The following is a 17,570-nucleotide window of genomic DNA, read 5'->3' as shown; positions in this document are numbered from 1 at the left end:
CCTACATCTAAAAACAGATTTTAAATAAAAAAGTGTATTGATTATTTATCAATACACTTTTTTATTTCTGCACATTATCGAAATTCTGATATATGGGTTCTTTCACTAAAAAATTATACTTCAGTTATAAGCGCTGTTAATAAATCATCCATATTAATGGTTACATAAGAGGATGCATAGTCCGATACAGCATAGGGCAAAATTAAATGATTATTATGTATTATACTCCCGCAGGAATATACAACATTAGGCACATACCCCTCTCGTTCTTCTTCTAAGGGAGATAGAAGCGGTTCTTTTAATCGACCAATTTCTTTTGTCGGATCTTCCAAATCTAAAAGAGAGGCTCCAATACAATAACGCCTCATAGCTCCAACTCCATGCGTGATAACTAGCCAACCATATTTGGTATAAATGGGAGAGCCACAATTTCCTATTTGTGTAAACTCCCAAGGATATTTAGGTTCCTGAATTTTTATGGGATCGTTCCATAAAGTAATTCTGTCTGAATAGAAAAGATAATTATTAACGCCATCTATTCTTGCCAACATGGCATATTTGCCCTTAATTTTTCGGGGAAATAGGGCAAAGTTTTTATTCTGTGCTCCATGCCCATGCATGGGCATTATTCTAAAATTTATAAAATCGTTTGTTGAAAGTAATTTAGGAAGTATAGTAAACCCATCGTACGCTGTATACGTTGCATATATTTTTTCTGAGCCGTCGTCGTCGGTAAAACGTACAAATCTAGCATCTTCAATCCCTCGACTTTCTGAAGGGGATATAGGTAAAATAGCACGACCAGATATTTTAGAGTCTTCATTAAACTCAATATCATAATAAGAGTCTATAAGCCAGGTCATTTCGTTAAGTGCTTTTTTTCTTTGCTCGCCAATATCGAGCTTTAGCATTTCCCTAATCGCATTTTTTAAAGTATCATATTCAAATTTATCAGGTAATGAATCCATAAACGGAGAAGAATATGTTTTTGGAATATGCATTTCTTCCATTTTCTTCATAAACCTTTTTTTGTCATATGTTTTCTTCTTTATAATATCAGGAAGGTCAATGTGTTTATGCGTCTCAATCATTCGCAGGTTATTAGATGCGTCTAAAATTCCCTTTCTAAAAACAATAGAGGATAAATGTCCTTCTCCCGTTGCCCTAAAAGATATAATGACTCTTTTTTCTCCTTCTGCCAAAAATGATTGATCAAGATCTTCGATAATAGATGGATTAAATAGTGCAGTAGATTCTATGGAATACTCCATGGTACTATAAGCTCCGAGTAATAGGCGACGTTCTAGAGAAAGTTTATCGTAATCTATATCAATAGATTGAATGAGGTTTTTATAATTATTAGCGTGTTTTAAAAAAATTTCAGAGATATTTCTATGTCTGCCCACAAAGCCTTTCAAGGTTTTTTCAAGTTCTTGCTTAATTTGCAAGTCATTTAAAAGCATTATCCGCTTTACTAAATTGATGGTTCTAAGATCACCATTATTAAAAAAACGGGCTACTACTCGACTAGAGTCTGGTTTAAAATATAGATTTTTACGAATTACAGGAACCGCCATATTATGATTTAAATTACATTAATTATTCGTGATTGGTATAAGCAAAAAGTAACCACTATACAACAAGCGATTAACAAATAATATATAAAAAAACTGCCTATAAATATATTAGAATGAGGGAATTCTGATATATTTATAGGCAGTATAACGACTAATTCTATTAACTAATCGCTTTTTCATTAAGTCTACTCTCTGCTAGTTTATCTAACTTATTATCTGCATTATACTCTTCATCCAGAGTTTTTTGCAATTTTGAAGCAATGTCATCGTATCCTAATTCTTTAGCATAACGCACTGCTGTACCATAACCAGAAATCTCATAATGTTCTACACGTTGGGCTTCAGCTATAAGACCTGCATCCATAACTTCTTTACTATCTGCTTCATCCATAAAACTTTCGGTTTCCTTAATTAAGCCTTTCATGGCTTTACATGTTTCTCCTTTTGCAGAAATGCCTAATGCATCACAAATTTCTTCAAGTCTTTTTTTATGACCTTTAGTTTCTTCTAAATGGCTTTTAAAAGCTTCCTTTAATTTACTATCATTTGCTTTTTTTTCTACTTGAGGTAGTGCTTTAATTAATTGGCTTTCTGCACTAAATAAATCTTTCAATTGGTTTTCGAATAAATCTTTTAAAGTTTTCATGGTTTTTATTTTTGATTAATAATCTAAAAATATCTCGAAAAAGAAATGTGAGTTAATCTCAAAAATAAATTTTTTAACTCAAATAAGTTTTAACCAAAAAGACTATAAATCAAATTATTATAAGTCCAATACCGATATAAAAACAATCAATTGAGTCAAATTAAAATTCTTCTAAATCCTAATTTTAAAAAGAAATCACAAATTGAAAAAAACACGGGTATTATATTACAATATCAATATGTCTTTTCACTTTATATCGTGCTAAAAAATACAATTAATGATTTATAAAATCTCTCTTTTGAATTTGGATCACCCCAAATCCACTCATAACTTAACTGCGCATGAATCCAATGCTGTTTTTATAGTGTTCCGTTAGATAAACGTAAAGCAAAAACAGTATTGGGAGCTTTCGAAATTACAATGAATATTTCATTTTGATAATAATCAAAGTAAGTATAAAGTTGGCTATTTCGGATTGTTATTATAAGGCATTCCTATCAATTCATAAACGCCTACCTAAACACTTTGTTAACTTACGAGCAATGCCCAAACTCGCTTGCGTCTTAATGGCCTCACCATTAAATCCGCTACCGGCTACCCGCATCACAGGTTTTCCATCTAAATAATAAAAATTAAAACCGCCTATAGTGCCAACTATAGGAAGTATGCCCTTTTGCTTTGCCATAAGTCTGTTGGTTTTAGTGCTACAACGGCATCCTACAACACCTGCCACCTCACCTAACCCTTCGCCATAGCAACCTACGGGTTATAGCATGGTTATAACGTGGTTATAGCGTGCTTATAGTATGCTTTATGTATACAAGTAAAGATAACGATTTAGGTGTAAAGTTACCCAACATACGCTATTTGCCATAGTAAAAACATGGAATCACCACTGCACATAAACCACAGATTATCAAAATTTTAATTTATTTTCTTAGTGTAAATACTAAAGGAATACGGCTACTTCGGGTTATTTCCCGATACAGAAATTGGCAAAAATATTACCTAAAAGTTCATCATTGGTTACCTGTCCAGTGATTACGCCAAAATGATACAGAGCTTCACGAATATCTATCGCCATTAAATCACTCGATAAGTCGGTGTCTAAACCATGTTGCACTTTCTGAATCTCTTCAAAGGCTTTTAATAAAGCATCATAATGCCTGGTATTGGTTACTATCGTGTCGTTGTTACGTAATGCACCCGTATTCACAAAATCTGACAGTTTTGTTTTTAATGCTTCTACTCCTAAACCTGTTTTAGCAGACAGTAAATGGACTTCGGGAATGGTCGATTTTAATAACGTAATGGCCGTATCGGAAAGCTGGTCGACTTTATTCACGATAATAACCATAGGTTTTAATGGATATTTGTTTTTTACTTTCTCCACTTCTATTTTACAACCTGCGATAGCTGCTTCTGTTTCTAAAGTTGTACCATCAAAAAGAAATACAACCACCTGAGATTGTTCTATTTTTTCGAAGGTTTTTTTAATCCCTAAACCTTCTACCACATCGCTTGTTTCACGAATACCTGCAGTATCTATAAAACGAAATCCAATACCGCCTATGCTTAATTCGTCTTCTATAGTATCTCGAGTCGTTCCTGCAATATCACTTACAATGGCACGTTCTTCATTTAAAAGTGCGTTTAGCAACGTAGACTTTCCTACGTTTGGTTCGCCAACAATAGCCACTGGAATCCCGTTTTTAATAACGTTTCCAACTGCAAACGAATCGATTAAACGTTTTAATACAAAGGTAATGCGACTAATTAATTCACGAAATTGGGTGCGATCTGCAAAAGCAACATCTTCTTCTGCAAAGTCTAATTCCAATTCTATTAACGAAGCAAAATTTAATAATTCTTCACGAAGTTTAGCGATTTCAGACGAGAATCCGCCACGCATTTGTTGCATGGCTATTTGGTGAGAGGCTGCATTATCACTCGAAATTAAATCGGCAACAGCCTCGGCCTGACTTAAATCTAATTTTCCATTTAAAAAGGCACGTAAGGTAAATTCACCTGCATCGGCCATTCTACAGCCTTTTCTAAGAAATAATTGGATAATCTCCTGCTGAATATACGACGAACCATGACAAGAAATTTCAATCACATCTTCGCCAGTATACGATTTCGGATTCTTGAAAATAGAAACCAAAACCTCATCAATGACACGTGTATCATCTAAAATATGACCCAAATGTATGGTATGCGTCGCCTGATTGGCTAACGTTTTCCCACTAACAGATTTAAAAGCCCCACTCGCCAAACCTATAGCATCCTTACCTGACAAGCGGATCACCGCAATGGCACCAGCTCCTGAAGGTGTTGCTAATGCAATAATTGTATCGTTATAATTCATACTGCAAAAGTAATCATATTAGTGAAACAATTTGAGTTATACTCTTATCTAAATCTTAACAGATTTCAGTTATTATTCTGCTATATTTGTGCAAATTATAAAAACAACTCAAACATGTTTAAAAAGATTGCTCTACTAGGATTAGTAGCTTTAGCATTTTCTTGTGCTAAAGAAAAAGATGGATTTACAATTAACGCATCCTTTAATGATGGCGTAAATGGTAAAGCCATAAAATTATTAAAAGCGGAAGGACAAAAACAAATCGTAATTGATTCTACTGTTATCACAGATGGTAAAGCCCTTTTAGAAGGTGCGGTTACTGCTCCCGATTTATACTTTATTCAAATAGAAGCTGTACGTAGTAATATTCCTGTAATTTTAGAAAATACAGACATGACTGTCGCTATTAATACGGATAGTATATTTAATACACGTGTTCAAGGTAGTAAAGAAAATGATGCCTTTAATAGCTATCAAGAATATATGATTGAATTACAAAAGAAGAATCAAGAGTTAAGTTTACAGTTTAGAACAGCACAACAAACTAAAGATTCTCTGTTAGCTGTAGATATTCAAAATAAATACAAAGCCATGGTTGATGAAAATCAAACACATGATATTGAATTTATGAAAGCTAATAAAGATGCATTAGTATCGATTTTAGTTTTAGAACGCCACTTAGGAAATAAAAACATTTCTTTTGAAACTAAAAAAGAGATTTACGATAACTTTACACCTAGAATTAAAGACACCCGTGTGGGTAAAACTGTAGGTGATGCAATTAAAGCTGAGTCTGCAACTGCTATTGGTAGTGTGGTTGAAAACTTCTCTGCTCCTAACCCAGAAGGCAAAACAATTGCATTAAACGACATTAAAGGTAAAGTAACTATTATTGATTTTTGGGCAGCTTGGTGCGGACCATGTAGACGAGAAAACCCAAATCTTGTTAAAGTTTATAACCAATACCACGATAAAGGTTTAGAAATATTAGGAGTGTCTTTAGACGGTACACCAAAGCAAAAAGATGCTAAAGCCGAGTGGATTGCCGCTATTGAAAAAGATGGTTTAGCTTGGCATCAGGTATCTAACTTAGATTATTTTAACGATCCTATCGCTAAACAATTTAACATCCGTGCAATTCCTGCTACTTACGTCTTAGATGCTGACGGAAAAATTATTGCTTCTGGTTTAAGAGGTCAAGCTCTAGAACAAAAGATAGCCGAATTATTAAATTAATACTATAATATCATAACATCTTATAAGAGCCTTCATATATTCTGAAGGCTTTTTTATGTCCTAAAACCTGTTGCAAATGACTTTTTTTCTAATGAATTCTGGAGCTTACCAACCTGAATCTCCCGCTGTGCTTTTCCGTCATTACACAGCTGGACTACCTGCAACAGTTAATCTTCTACGACATCTACAACCCGTACAGTGCGCCCTTTTAAAATAAGCAATCGCAAATCTTCTAACGCCAAATACAAACAAGGTACGATAACAAGAATAATGGCTGTTGCAAATACAATTCCGAATCCTAAGGATATGGCCATAGGTATTAAATACATGGCTTGGCTAGACGTCTCTAAAATAATTGGTGCCAAGCCCCCAAACGTAGTCATAGTAGTGAGCATTATTGGTCGGAAACGCCTTAAACCTGCTTCGTGGATAGATTCGTAAATCGCATCTCCTGCTTGGCGCCGTTTGTTGGCAAAGTCAATCATAATTAGTGAATCGTTTACTACAACACCAGACAATGCAATAACCCCCATTAAACTGACTAATGATAAATCGTAACCCAAAATAATATGACCAATAACCGCACCTACAATCCCAAATGGTATAGCAGTCATGACTATTATAGGTTGAATATAACTCTGAAAGGCTATGGCTAATAATGCATAAATAAGTAACATGGCCAATGAAAATCCAAACTTAAGGGTATTTGTGCTTTCTCTCATATCGGCCTGACTGCCTTCAAAGGTCCAAGTGAGCCCAGGAAAATCGGCTCGTAATTGTGGCAAAGTTTCTCGCTGTACCGAGGCTAGAACACGCCCAACGGCATTGGCGGGCTCAACATCCATCCCCACATTAACAACACGTCTACCATCTCTACGATTTATACTACTAAAAGCCTCTCGAGGTTCTATAGTTACAACATCTAATAAAGGTACTTCTGTCCCGTCTGGGGTTTGAATCAAAAACTTTTCTAAGTGCTTTAAATCTTTACGTTCTTCTATAGGGAGTTTTACCCGAACTTCTATTTCATTCATGCCACGCAATTGCCGCATTGCTAACGCTCCGAAAAAACCATTACGTACTTGCCTACCAACAGCATCAGAGGTTAGTCCTAAGTTACGCCCTTGTGGTAAGAGTTTAAAATCGTATTGGGTTTTCCCTTTGTTATAGTTATCTGTTACATCACGTGTGTTTGCATAAGCCTGCATACGGGTCACAAAAGTTTCACTAGCCTGTTCTAACACCTCAATATCGGAGTGACTTAAATCAACACTTATATCTTGCCTTGCGCCTCCCGGACCACGTTCGGCTTCAAAAGTAATTTGGTCTACACCTTCTATATCGCCAATATTATCGCGCCATAATGCAATCACTTCGGCTGCTGTAATATCTCTTTGATCTGGCGGAAGCATAACAATCTCTACATCTATAAAATTTTGTCCGCGCACATTGGTTTTTATCCCTTCAGCAGCTTCGTATAAATTATGTTCTTCAAACATACGTTGGGTAGACGCCGAAATTGCATGTGCCACTTTAGCGGCTTGATCGGGCGTTGTACCAACAGGAAGTCGTACTCCTGCTTCAATTTCATCTGCAGCAACTTCTGGCATCATAATCATCCCCATATGTCCGCTATAGCCATAGCCGCCAACAATTAATAAAATGGTTATGGCTACACTTAACGTAATGTATCTGTATTTTAAACACACATCTAAATAGGGTCTGTAATACCGATCAATAAACTGATCAAACCCTTTGGCAAAAGCAGCCTGCCAACCTTCAAGTTTTAAAACCCATTTGTGTTTTGAGGGGGTTGCCTTTAAATGTCCCAAGTGAGAGGGTAATATAAAAAGTGCTTCTAAAAGCGATACCGCTAATATAACAATCACCACAGCCGGTAGTGGCTGCCAGAATTTTCCAGTTTCGCCAGGCATAAACAACAACGGCACAAAAGCTATAATGGTGGTAACGATACTAAAGGTTACCGGTAAAGACACATCTTTAGCGCCTGCTATGGCTGCTTTCATCGGACTAAGGCCTTGTTGCCTGTAGTCGTACACATTTTCACCTACAACTATAGCATCATCTACAACAATTCCTAAAACCACAAGAAAACCAAACATAGATATCATGTTAACACTTACCCCTATTAGCGGTAACAAAATCATCCCTCCAATAAACGACACTGTCATCCCCATCATAACCCAAAATGCCAATCGATATTCTAAAAACAAAGTCAGTATAACGAGCACAATAATAATGGCAAGCACCCCATTTTCTGTTAATAATGTTAAGCGTTCTTTATAATCGGCTGCCCGATTACTATCTGTGCGATACTGCACTCCTGGTGGCAATTGAAAGTCTTTAACAATCTGTTGGGTGACTTCTGCTATATCTAATGGGGATTGATCTCCAATTCTGAAAATGCGTAATTCCACATAATTTTGCTGATTAAATTGGCCGTGAAATCCGGTTTCTTCAAAACCATCGGTAATGGTAGCGATATCATTTAAAGTAACTTTACCGCCCGCTTCAGAAGATACTATAGTAATATTACCAAATTCTTTTGCCCATTGCTTACGCTCTTGCATACGCAGTAAAATTTCTCCGCTTTGGGTTTGTACAGATCCTGCTGGCACATCATTACTACTCTGCTGAATAATATCGGCAACTTGTCCTAAAGTGATATTGTATTGCTGTAGGGTACGTCTCGGAATTTCAATACGGGTTTCAAAATCTGGAACATTCCCTAATTCTACTTGTGAAATCTCAGGGTTATTTAATAATAACGTACGCAAACGTTCTGCCAAAGCCCGTAAAGTCCATACATCTAAATCCCCATAAAGTCCTATTTGCAATACATCCCGTTGCCTAGATTGTAACCGCACTTCGGGCCGCTCAATATCGTCTGGAAAAGTACGTATCCTATTAATAGCCTGATCAATATCTTGAAATACTTGCATTCGATCTGCACCTGCAACCAACTCTATACTAACATCGGCAGTACCTTCACTAGCTTCAGACACAATTTCTTTTATCCCCTGCACCCCACGTACGGCTTCCTCTACAGGTTGTAACACGCCTTGTTCAACCTCTACGGGAGAAGCTCCTGGATATGCCACAGACACCTCTACAAAGTCAAGCTGAAACTCAGGAAACACTTCTTTTTGGATGTTATACATGGTAAACAAACCGCCCACCAAAAGTAAGATCATAAGTAAATTAGTGGCTATAGAATTCCTTGCCATATAGCCAATAGCGCCTTCTTTTCGTGGTGTGTTATGTGTGTGCTGCTCTTCCATCTTTTCGAACGCCTTAATGGTTTTTCTGTGGTGTAGTTCGGGTTCGCAATGCGATACCTTCACTCACTGTACTTAAATCGGTAATTACAACTTGATCGTTATGTTCTAATCCTGAACGGATGTAGGCATGTGTGTCATCTGTTAATACAATATCTACAGCTCTTATTTGTAGCGAATCATTTTTCATTACCCAAACGGTTTCTTTTCCTCGCACATAATCGCGTTTTAATTTTACAACATCGTCTACAGGATTTGCTTTAATACTAACATCTACAAAAGTGCCAAGCATTAATTGAGGCTTACCTTTTAACTCTGGAGTTAACGCTAAAGGATCTTTTACTTTTACCAACACTCTGGCTAATCGGGTTTGGCCTTCTAACGCACCTATTTGTGTATCTAAATAACCTTCACGATAGGCACCTTGTGCCCAAGCAGAAGCGTGTTCAATTTTAACTAAAGCACCGACTTCATTTTTATCACTAGGAAAACGCAACCATTTTAATTGAGATACTGGCACTGTGGCCATAACCCAATAATGGTCTATTCCTACCAACCGACCTAATACATCGCCTTGTGCTACTAAGGATCCGGTAGTTACATTTTGACTTAAAATATGAGCATCGAAAGGGGCTCGAATAGTGGTGCGCTCAAGGTTTAATTGCGCCTGATTTACGGACGCTTGAGCTGCTGAAATATTTGCTTCTACAGCATCTAATTGTGGTTTTCTAAGAATCAATTGGCGTTCTTCTTCAGATAAAGGCTGGTCGCCAAACAAAGAATCTTCAGCAATAAACTGTAAATCCTGTTCTGCTATTTGTTGCCGCCCCATTTCGGTATGTAAGGTGGTTTGTATTTGCATCAGTTCGCTTTTGCGCAGGGCGAGTGTATTACGATAATCTGAAGGATCTATTTGTAATAATACTTCGTTTTTTTTCACAAAGCCTCCAGGTGTAAATCGAGCATCACGTTGAATAACTTGACCTGAAACTAACGAACTTAAATTAACATCTTCTACCGCTTGCACAGTACCTGTAGCCACAATTGTAGGATGAAAAGTGCCCTTTTTAACAACTTCTACATCTACTAAAATGGCTGTTTCTAAGCTCGCACCTTCTTGTTCGGCTTCCGGTTCTGTTGAAAAGATCAGAACTGTAATTAATATACCCAAGCCAAGAATAGCCAAGCAAATCCAAAGTATTTTTTTAGTGTTCATAATTTACCTTACCTTAATAATCAATCCTCTAGTGTACGCCCTGTGTCAAAACTCCCTGCCAATGCTCTATATAAATTAATACGCATAAGAATTTGACGCAGTTGGGCATCTATATAATCTCGGCGTAATTGCTGCTCCTGATTTAAGCCGATCAAAATATCTAAATATGGGCTATATCCGTTTAAAAATTCTATACGCAATTGGGCATTGCTTTTTTGAGACAAAGCCAATTGGCGTTTAATATTTTCTGTACGTTGTAACTGCATGAGATCTTGAGTTAGCCCATCTTCTACTTCTTGAAATGCGACTAATGTTGCTTGTCCGTATTCATAGAGACGTTGTTGTTTAATAGCTTCAGCAGCATCGACTTCGGCCTGTAATTGTCCCCCATAAAATAGTGGGGCTAAAATATTACCAGCTAAAGAATACGCCCAATTTTCAAAAAGATTGGCAAAATTATTAGAACGTAATTGCCCATCAATTTGAATTGAAATTCTAGGGTATTTATTTCGTACCGCAGCTGCCATGGCTCTATCGGCCGAAAGCAGAACTGCATAAGATTGTTGTAAATCTGGCCTGCGACGCACCAACTCTAAAGACAAACCTGTTTCGGGAAGCGCTGGTAATTCAGGAAAATGATCTGTATTAAATGTATAAGCGCCTTGAGGCTGTTTACCCAATAATACTGCTAACTGATGCTGTAAAACTTGTAAATTGGTCTGGTAAATAATATGCTGCTCTCTAGTACTTTCTAATAATTGGGCTTGCCTTAACAAATCTACAGACCGTATCTGACCGCCTACAAATCGAGACCGCATAAGACTAATAATATCTTCATTAGTTTTAATTTGATATGCTGTAAGATCTAATTGTTTTTTAGCCGCAATAATTTGATACCAAGTAGTAGCAATTTCAGCAGAAAGTGATAAGGCTGCTGCGCGGTAATCGTATAAACTGGCTTGGGCATTAAATTTCTCGGCCTGAACAGCAGTGCCTATGCGCCCCCAAATATCTATTTCGTAAGCGGCAGATAATCCAACTTGAGTATTTTCTCCTCCTGTAAAATCGTTTAATGGAAAGTTTTCTGCAGTTTGAGCACGAGCTTCTATTTGTGGCCATTTGTTAGACACTGCTTGAGCAACTGTAGCTTGTGCTGCAACAAATTGTTGCCAGGTAGCTGCCAAATCAAAATTGCGTTGCATGGCACTATCTATTAAAACGTTTAGTTGTTCATCTTCAAATGCTAGCCACCATTTATCATTTAAAGCCGCTTCTCCAGTAGTTGAAAAAGACTGAACATCTTCTATAGGCAATGGAATCTCTGAAAATTTAGGCGCACAACTAAAACACGCTATAAACACTCCATAGACCAGATATGTATATTTAAAATGACATGAATTTGATTTTAAAAGCATTTATCTACAAGTGAACGATTAAAACATTAATAATCAACTTCTAAGATAAAAAAATTAAACCGATCTAGACGTCACTTTAGGGATAGCGTTAAAAATCGAATGGATTAAGCACGCATGGAAAGGCTATGATACTGAAAATAGCTATAAAATCAATTGGTATATGCCAAGCACTGCAAACACACAACTTAGCATTCAACTTACAAAAATTTAGCTTGCTTATTAAAATATGTAATAAAACATATTAATTTAACATGCCTCTTTTATGCATTACAAACAGTATTATAATAGGAATGGCCAATAAACCAATCATTAACAAATTGGTTTTAAATAGTATTGGTAATAGTATTAAAGTTGTTAAATATCCTCCAATAGCTCCGCCAAAATGGGCATCGTGACCAATGTTCCCAATGCGGTTTTTCATACCATAAATAGAATAGAGCAAATACCCAATACCAAATACATAGGCTGGAATAGGAATGGGAATAAAAAACATAATTAAGCTCATATTGGGTTCAAGTAATATGGCCGAATATAATATTCCGGTTACCGCACCACTAGCACCAACTGCACTGTATTCATATTCATTTTTATGGAAATATAAAGACAATAAACTTCCTAAAACTAAACTAACAAGATACACCACTACAAAATTAAAGTTACCTAGATACGAGACTACAACATCTGCAAAAAAGTAAAGCGTAAACATATTAAAAAACAGGTGCGACATATCTACATGTAAAAACCCAGAGCTAAATACTCTTATTTTTTCTCCGCGTTGTATTGCCCCGATATGAAACTTGTATTTTTCGAAAAAACTAAAATCATTAAACCCTTTTAAAGAGATAATAACATTAGCTGCAATAATTACAATAGTTACTAAACTTAAATTACCCATAAACTATAATCTTATATTTCAAATATACTATATATTTGTTTCGCAAAACTAAAACTAAATAATGCAATTTCTCGCTTATATTCTTGTTTATCCAATAATCTGGCTTATTTCTATACTTCCGTTTAGATTGCTCTATGCCTTTTCTGACGGCTTGTATATACTTTTGTACCATATTATTGGCTACAGAAAACAAACGGTTAAGGAGAATTTAGATTTAGTCTTTCCAAACCTTTCTGCTACAGAAAAAAAACGCATTACCAAGGCCTTCTATCACCACTTATGTGATATGACGGTTGAAGCCATGAAATCGTTAACAATTTCTGAAGCCGAAATGAAAAAACGCTTTCAATTTAAAGGGTTTGATGTAATTCATAATTTAATTGAAAAAGATAAAAGTATTGCCCTTATGTGTGCGCATTACGGAAGCTGGGAATGGATCTTTGTAATGCAATCATTTCTTGATTTTAAAGGTTATGCCGTATACAAGAAACTAAAAAACCCCTACTTTGATGATTTGGTTAAAAAAATTAGAGCACGATACAATAGCTATCTCATAACAACCAAAGAAACGGTTCCTACGCTTATGCATGCTAAAGTTAATGGCAATCTCACCATTTGTGGTTTTGTGTCAGACCAATCTCCTAAAGCAAATAAGGCCCATTATTGGACTGAGTTTATGGGTATTAAAGTACCGGTGTATACTGGGGCAGAAATGCTATCTAAACGTATAAACATGTCTGTAGTGTTTTTTAAAGTAAAACGATTAAGACGTGGCTATTACGAAACAACCTTCGAACTATTAGCAGAAGATGCTAAAGCCTACGACAATTATGAAATCACCGATAAATTTCTAAGAAAAGTAGAAGCACAAATTGAAGAAGCTCCTGAATATTATTTATGGACACATAAACGTTGGAAACATCGGGATAAGGTACCAGCGGAATTTCAGTAGTTAAAAGCTATCTAAACAATTAAATTTTCGTCAAACTGAACTTGGTTCAGGTTCACATCCTAATTACTTATCAAGCGTAATGAGATGCTGAAACATGTCCAACATGATCTCCATAATAAATAAAAAAAGACCTCACAAGTTTATAACATGTGAGGTCTTTTTTAATATCTGATTTTGGTAGAAATTACAAGCCTGCAATTTCAGAAATTTCAGCGATAAAACGGTCTGCTAAAGCATCGGCTTCGGTCTGACTTCCTGCTTCCGTATAAATACGAATAATTGGTTCGGTATTACTTTTACGTAAGTGTACCCAATTGGTTGGGAAATCTATTTTCACACCATCTATAGTCGTTATATTTTCCGAAGCATATTTCTTTTCCATGGCTTTTAAAATGCCATCGACATCCAATTCTGGTGTAAGTGCAATTTTCTTTTTACTCATGTAATATTGCGGATATGTTGCTTTTAATGCACTTACAGAGAGTTCTTTTTCGGCCAATAAACTCAAGAATAAAGCCACACCAACAAAGGCATCACGACCATAATGTAAGGCTGGGTAAATAATACCTCCGTTACCTTCACCACCTATAACCACATTGTTTTTTTTCATTAAGGTAACGACGTTTACCTCACCAACAGCACTTGCTTCGTAAGTTCCGCCGTGTTTTTCTGTAACATCACGTAAGGCACGCGTAGAACTCATATTACTTACGGTATTACCCGGAGTCTTACTTAACACATAATCGGCACAAGCAACAAGTGTATATTCTTCACCAAACATCTCTCCATTTTCATCCATAAATGCCAAACGGTCTACATCTGGGTCTACTACAATACCAAAATCGGCACGTTCCTTAACAACAGCTTCAGACAAATCTGTTAAGTGTTCTTTTAAAGGCTCTGGATTATGAGGAAAATGTCCGTTAGGCTCACAGAATAACTTAACAGGCTCGACACCTAAACGTTCTAAAAGCAACGGAATAGCTAATCCTCCAGTAGAATTTACTCCATCTACCACGACTTTAAACTTAGCCTTTTTAATAGCCTCTACATTTACTAGTGGTAAATCTAACACTTCATCAATATGAATATCGATATAGGCATCGTTTATTGAAATTTCGCCTAAGTTATCTACATCTGCAAACTGTACAGTATCAGCCTCGGCATACTCTAATATTTTTGCTCCTTCTTCCGCATTTAAAAACTCGCCCTTTGCATCTAATAATTTTAAAGCATTCCATTGTTTTGGATTATGACTAGCCGTTAAAATAATCCCTCCATCTGCATGTTCCAAGGGCACAGCAACTTCTACAGTTGGTGTAGTAGAAAGCCCTAAATCTATAACGTGTATGCCCATACCAACAAGCGTATTCATAACTAAACTCTGAATCATTTCTCCAGAAATTCGAGCATCGCGCCCCACCACTACTCTGTATTCGTCTTTATTGCGTTGCTTCTTGATCCACGTTCCGTAAGCTGCTGCAAATTTAACCGCATCTATAGGCGTTAAATTATCTCCTACTGCACCACCAATGGTACCTCGTATTCCTGAAATTGATTTAATAAGTGTCATAAAATAAATTAAGTTTCAACAAATATAATATTTCATTATGGTAATCTTATATTTTGAATTTGTAAATTCCCCAAATGAATTATTTAGCGCACATTTATCTTTCTGAAGATTTACCAAAGGTTACCATAGGAAATTTTATAGCAGATGGTAATGGGATTACAGGTAAATCCTATCAAAAATTCCCTAAAGCCATTCAAGTAGGTATCTTATTACATAGGCAAATAGATACGTTTACAGACGCGCATCCAATTGTAAAACAAAGTACCAAACGTTTACATCAGAATTATGGCCATTATTCTGGCATTATAGTCGATATTTTTTACGATCACTTTTTAGCCAAAAACTGGTCAAACTATTCTGAAGTATCTCTAGAAAATTATGCACAAGCATTCTACAATTTATTAGATACAAATTTTATGGATTTACCTGAACGCACACAATATTTATTACCTTATATGAAAAAAGGCAATTGGCTAGTAAGCTACGCCTCTTTACAAGGGATAGAGAGTGTACTTATTGGCATGGATAAACGAACTAAGAATCATTCGCAAATGTATTTAGCTATAAACGAACTAGATAGCTATTATAATGAATTTGAATCTGAATTTACCGCTTTTTTTGAAGATTTACGTACCTTTTCACATCAAAAATTAAACGCCCTATTAACAGCTTTATGAAACCCGTTTATTACACATTAATTTTACTCCTATTAATTACTTCTTGTAAAAATACACCCCAAAAAACACCAGAACAAACAATTGGTCTAACCTCTAAAAATGCCATGGTCGTTTCTGCCAGAAAAGAAGCATCTTTAATAGGCACAGCCATTTTAAAACAAGGTGGAAATGTTTTTGATGCCATGATGGCTACAGAATTAGCACTCGCAGTAGCCTATCCGTATGCAGGAAATTTAGGCGGTGGTGGTTTTATGGTTTACCGTTTAAACAACGGAGATATTGGCGCTCTAGATTACCGCGAAAAGGCACCAATGGCAGCCACAAAAACGATGTATCTAGACCAAGACGGCAATGTTATACCAGACAAAAGTACCCTTGGCAGTATGGCTATTGGAGTTCCAGGTACAGTAGCAGGTGTTTTCGCTGCTCACAAAAAATTTGGAACCTTACCTATTGCTACAATTTTAGAACCCGTTATAGCTTTGGCTAAACGTGGTGTTGTGGTTACCGAAAAACAAGCCAAGCACATTCAAGCCAAACGTCCTTTATTTCAAAAAGTGAATAAAGACACCATTCTTTTTGATGCCGATTGGAAAGCCAATGATACAATAAAATATCCTGTACTAGCACGTACGTTAGAACATCTTGTAAAACATGGTAAAGACGGATTTTACCAAGGAGAAATAGCTAAAACTTTAGCCACCTTTATTCAGGATAATGGTGGTATTATTACCGAAGAGGATTTAGCAAACTACGAAGCCAAATGGCGAACACCTGTGGTATTCAACTACGACGATCTAAAAGTTATTTCTATGGCTCCACCTTCTAGTGGAGGAATTTGTTTAGGTGAAATTATGACTATGATTGCGCCATATGATTTAAGCACTTATGGACACAATAGCACCAAAGCCATTCAGATTATCACAGAAGCTGAACGTCGTGCCTATGCCGATAGAAGTTATTATTTAGGAGATCCTGATTTTGTTGAAATACCAAGTGAACGTTTGTTAAGCGAGGCCTATTTAAAAGACCGTATGTCTGATGTTTCTTTCGATAAAGCAACATTATCATCGTCTTTAAAACACGGAAATGTAGAATTAGTAGAAAGCGACGAAACTACACACTACTCTATTGTAGATCAATATGGCAATGCTATAGCCGTAACAACCACTTTAAACGGTGCTTACGGTTCTAAACTTTATTGTTCCGAATTAGGTTTTTTCCTTAACAATGAAATGGACGATTTTAGTAGTAAACCTGGCGAACCTAATATGTTTGGATTAATAGGTGCCGAAGCAAACAGTATTGCACCTCAAAAACGTATGCTTAGTTCTATGACGCCAACTATTGTAGAAAAAAACGGTGCTTTGTACATGACAGTGGGTACACCTGGAGGCTCTACAATAATTACGAGTGTGTTACAAACCATTTTAAATGTACACGAATTTAATATGGGGATGCAAGAAGCTGTAAACGCACCCCGTTTTCACCACCAATGGTTACCAGATGAAATACTTATGGAACCCAATAAGTTTAATCACGAAACCATTTTAGAATTAGAACAAAAAGGCTATCTTATTAACGAAAAAGACGCCCCAATTATTGGTCGAGTAGATGGTATTTTAAAGCGAGAGGACGGCACTTTAGAAGCAGGTGCAGACTACCGTGGCGACGATACTGCTATTGGCTTTTAAATTTTAATTTTGAGAACTAAAA

The 17,570-nt window shown here is 36.3% G+C and carries 13 protein-coding genes; 4 read left to right on the top strand and 9 right to left on the bottom strand.

The features are described 5' to 3' along the window. Positions 1 to 113 precede the first annotated feature (113 nt). The 4 genes from FNB79_RS10635 to mnmE all read right to left on the bottom strand — a co-directional run bounded on the left by FNB79_RS10635 (position 114) and on the right by mnmE (position 4,591). Complete coding sequence (locus tag FNB79_RS10635) at positions 114 to 1,577, bottom strand: glycoside hydrolase family 130 protein (RefSeq protein ID WP_143381282.1); 1,464 nt, start codon at positions 1,575 to 1,577, stop codon at positions 114 to 116. 160 nt (positions 1,578 to 1,737) lie between these two features. After that, the gene (locus FNB79_RS10630; RefSeq protein ID WP_143381281.1) at positions 1,738 to 2,223 is read right to left on the bottom strand and encodes a YciE/YciF ferroxidase family protein; all 486 of its coding nucleotides are present in this window, start codon (positions 2,221 to 2,223) and stop codon (positions 1,738 to 1,740) included. A gap of 502 nt (positions 2,224 to 2,725) precedes the next feature. Then, positions 2,726 to 2,908, bottom strand: a complete 183-nt coding sequence (locus tag FNB79_RS10625; protein WP_143381280.1) for a hypothetical protein — start codon at positions 2,906 to 2,908, stop codon at positions 2,726 to 2,728. A 288-nt stretch (positions 2,909 to 3,196) separates the two neighbouring features. Further along, on the bottom strand, positions 3,197 to 4,591 hold the full coding sequence (gene mnmE, locus FNB79_RS10620; protein WP_143381279.1) for a tRNA uridine-5-carboxymethylaminomethyl(34) synthesis GTPase MnmE: 1,395 nt from the start codon (positions 4,589 to 4,591) through the stop codon (positions 3,197 to 3,199). A 114-nt stretch (positions 4,592 to 4,705) separates the two neighbouring features. Between mnmE and FNB79_RS10615 the strand changes: the two genes are divergently transcribed. Further along, complete coding sequence (locus tag FNB79_RS10615; protein WP_143381278.1) at positions 4,706 to 5,827, top strand: TlpA disulfide reductase family protein; 1,122 nt, start codon at positions 4,706 to 4,708, stop codon at positions 5,825 to 5,827. A gap of 167 nt (positions 5,828 to 5,994) precedes the next feature. On the opposite strand, the gene FNB79_RS10610 is transcribed toward FNB79_RS10615, so the two are convergent. The 4 genes from FNB79_RS10610 to FNB79_RS10595 form a co-directional block, all read right to left on the bottom strand. Next, positions 5,995 to 9,192: an efflux RND transporter permease subunit gene (locus FNB79_RS10610; RefSeq protein WP_246073265.1), complete on the bottom strand. Its 3,198-nt coding sequence runs from the start codon at positions 9,190 to 9,192 to the stop codon at positions 5,995 to 5,997. Beyond that, positions 9,143 to 10,342 (bottom strand): efflux RND transporter periplasmic adaptor subunit, encoded by a 1,200-nt coding sequence (locus FNB79_RS10605; protein WP_143381277.1) that lies wholly within the window; start codon positions 10,340 to 10,342, stop codon positions 9,143 to 9,145. Before FNB79_RS10605 ends, FNB79_RS10610 begins: the two co-directional genes overlap by 50 nt. A gap of 20 nt (positions 10,343 to 10,362) precedes the next feature. After that, positions 10,363 to 11,757 carry a TolC family protein gene (locus FNB79_RS10600; protein ID WP_143381276.1) on the bottom strand — a complete coding sequence of 465 codons (1,395 nt, stop codon included), beginning with the start codon at positions 11,755 to 11,757 and terminating at the stop codon, positions 10,363 to 10,365. A 241-nt stretch (positions 11,758 to 11,998) separates the two neighbouring features. Continuing rightward, positions 11,999 to 12,652, bottom strand: coding sequence for a rhomboid family intramembrane serine protease (locus FNB79_RS10595; RefSeq protein ID WP_143381275.1), 654 nt, complete (start codon positions 12,650 to 12,652; stop codon positions 11,999 to 12,001). Positions 12,653 to 12,713: 61 nt separating this feature from the next. Between FNB79_RS10595 and FNB79_RS10590 the strand changes: the two genes are divergently transcribed. Beyond that, positions 12,714 to 13,604, top strand: a complete 891-nt coding sequence (locus FNB79_RS10590) for a lysophospholipid acyltransferase family protein (RefSeq protein WP_143381274.1) — start codon at positions 12,714 to 12,716, stop codon at positions 13,602 to 13,604. Between the two features lie 184 nt (positions 13,605 to 13,788). Here the strand turns inward: FNB79_RS10590 and glmM are convergent, their stop codons facing one another. Next, a complete protein-coding gene (gene glmM / locus FNB79_RS10585; RefSeq protein ID WP_143381273.1) occupies positions 13,789 to 15,177 on the bottom strand; it encodes a phosphoglucosamine mutase in 1,389 nt (462 codons plus the stop codon). Between the two features lie 74 nt (positions 15,178 to 15,251). On the opposite strand from glmM, the gene FNB79_RS10580 reads away from it, so the two are divergent. Beyond that, on the top strand, positions 15,252 to 15,854 hold the full coding sequence (locus tag FNB79_RS10580; protein ID WP_143381272.1) for an acyl carrier protein phosphodiesterase: 603 nt from the start codon (positions 15,252 to 15,254) through the stop codon (positions 15,852 to 15,854). Then, complete coding sequence (ggt, locus tag FNB79_RS10575; RefSeq protein WP_143381271.1) at positions 15,851 to 17,548, top strand: gamma-glutamyltransferase; 1,698 nt, start codon at positions 15,851 to 15,853, stop codon at positions 17,546 to 17,548. The genes FNB79_RS10580 and ggt overlap by 4 nt, the downstream gene beginning before the upstream one ends. Positions 17,549 to 17,570 lie beyond the last annotated feature (22 nt).

It is taken from the genome of Formosa sediminum (assembly GCF_007197735.1).
Taxonomy (GTDB): Bacteria; Bacteroidota; Bacteroidia; order Flavobacteriales; family Flavobacteriaceae; genus Formosa; species Formosa sediminum.
Note: the sequence above shows the minus strand (reverse complement) of the source record. Positions and strands in the feature narration are given on the sequence as shown.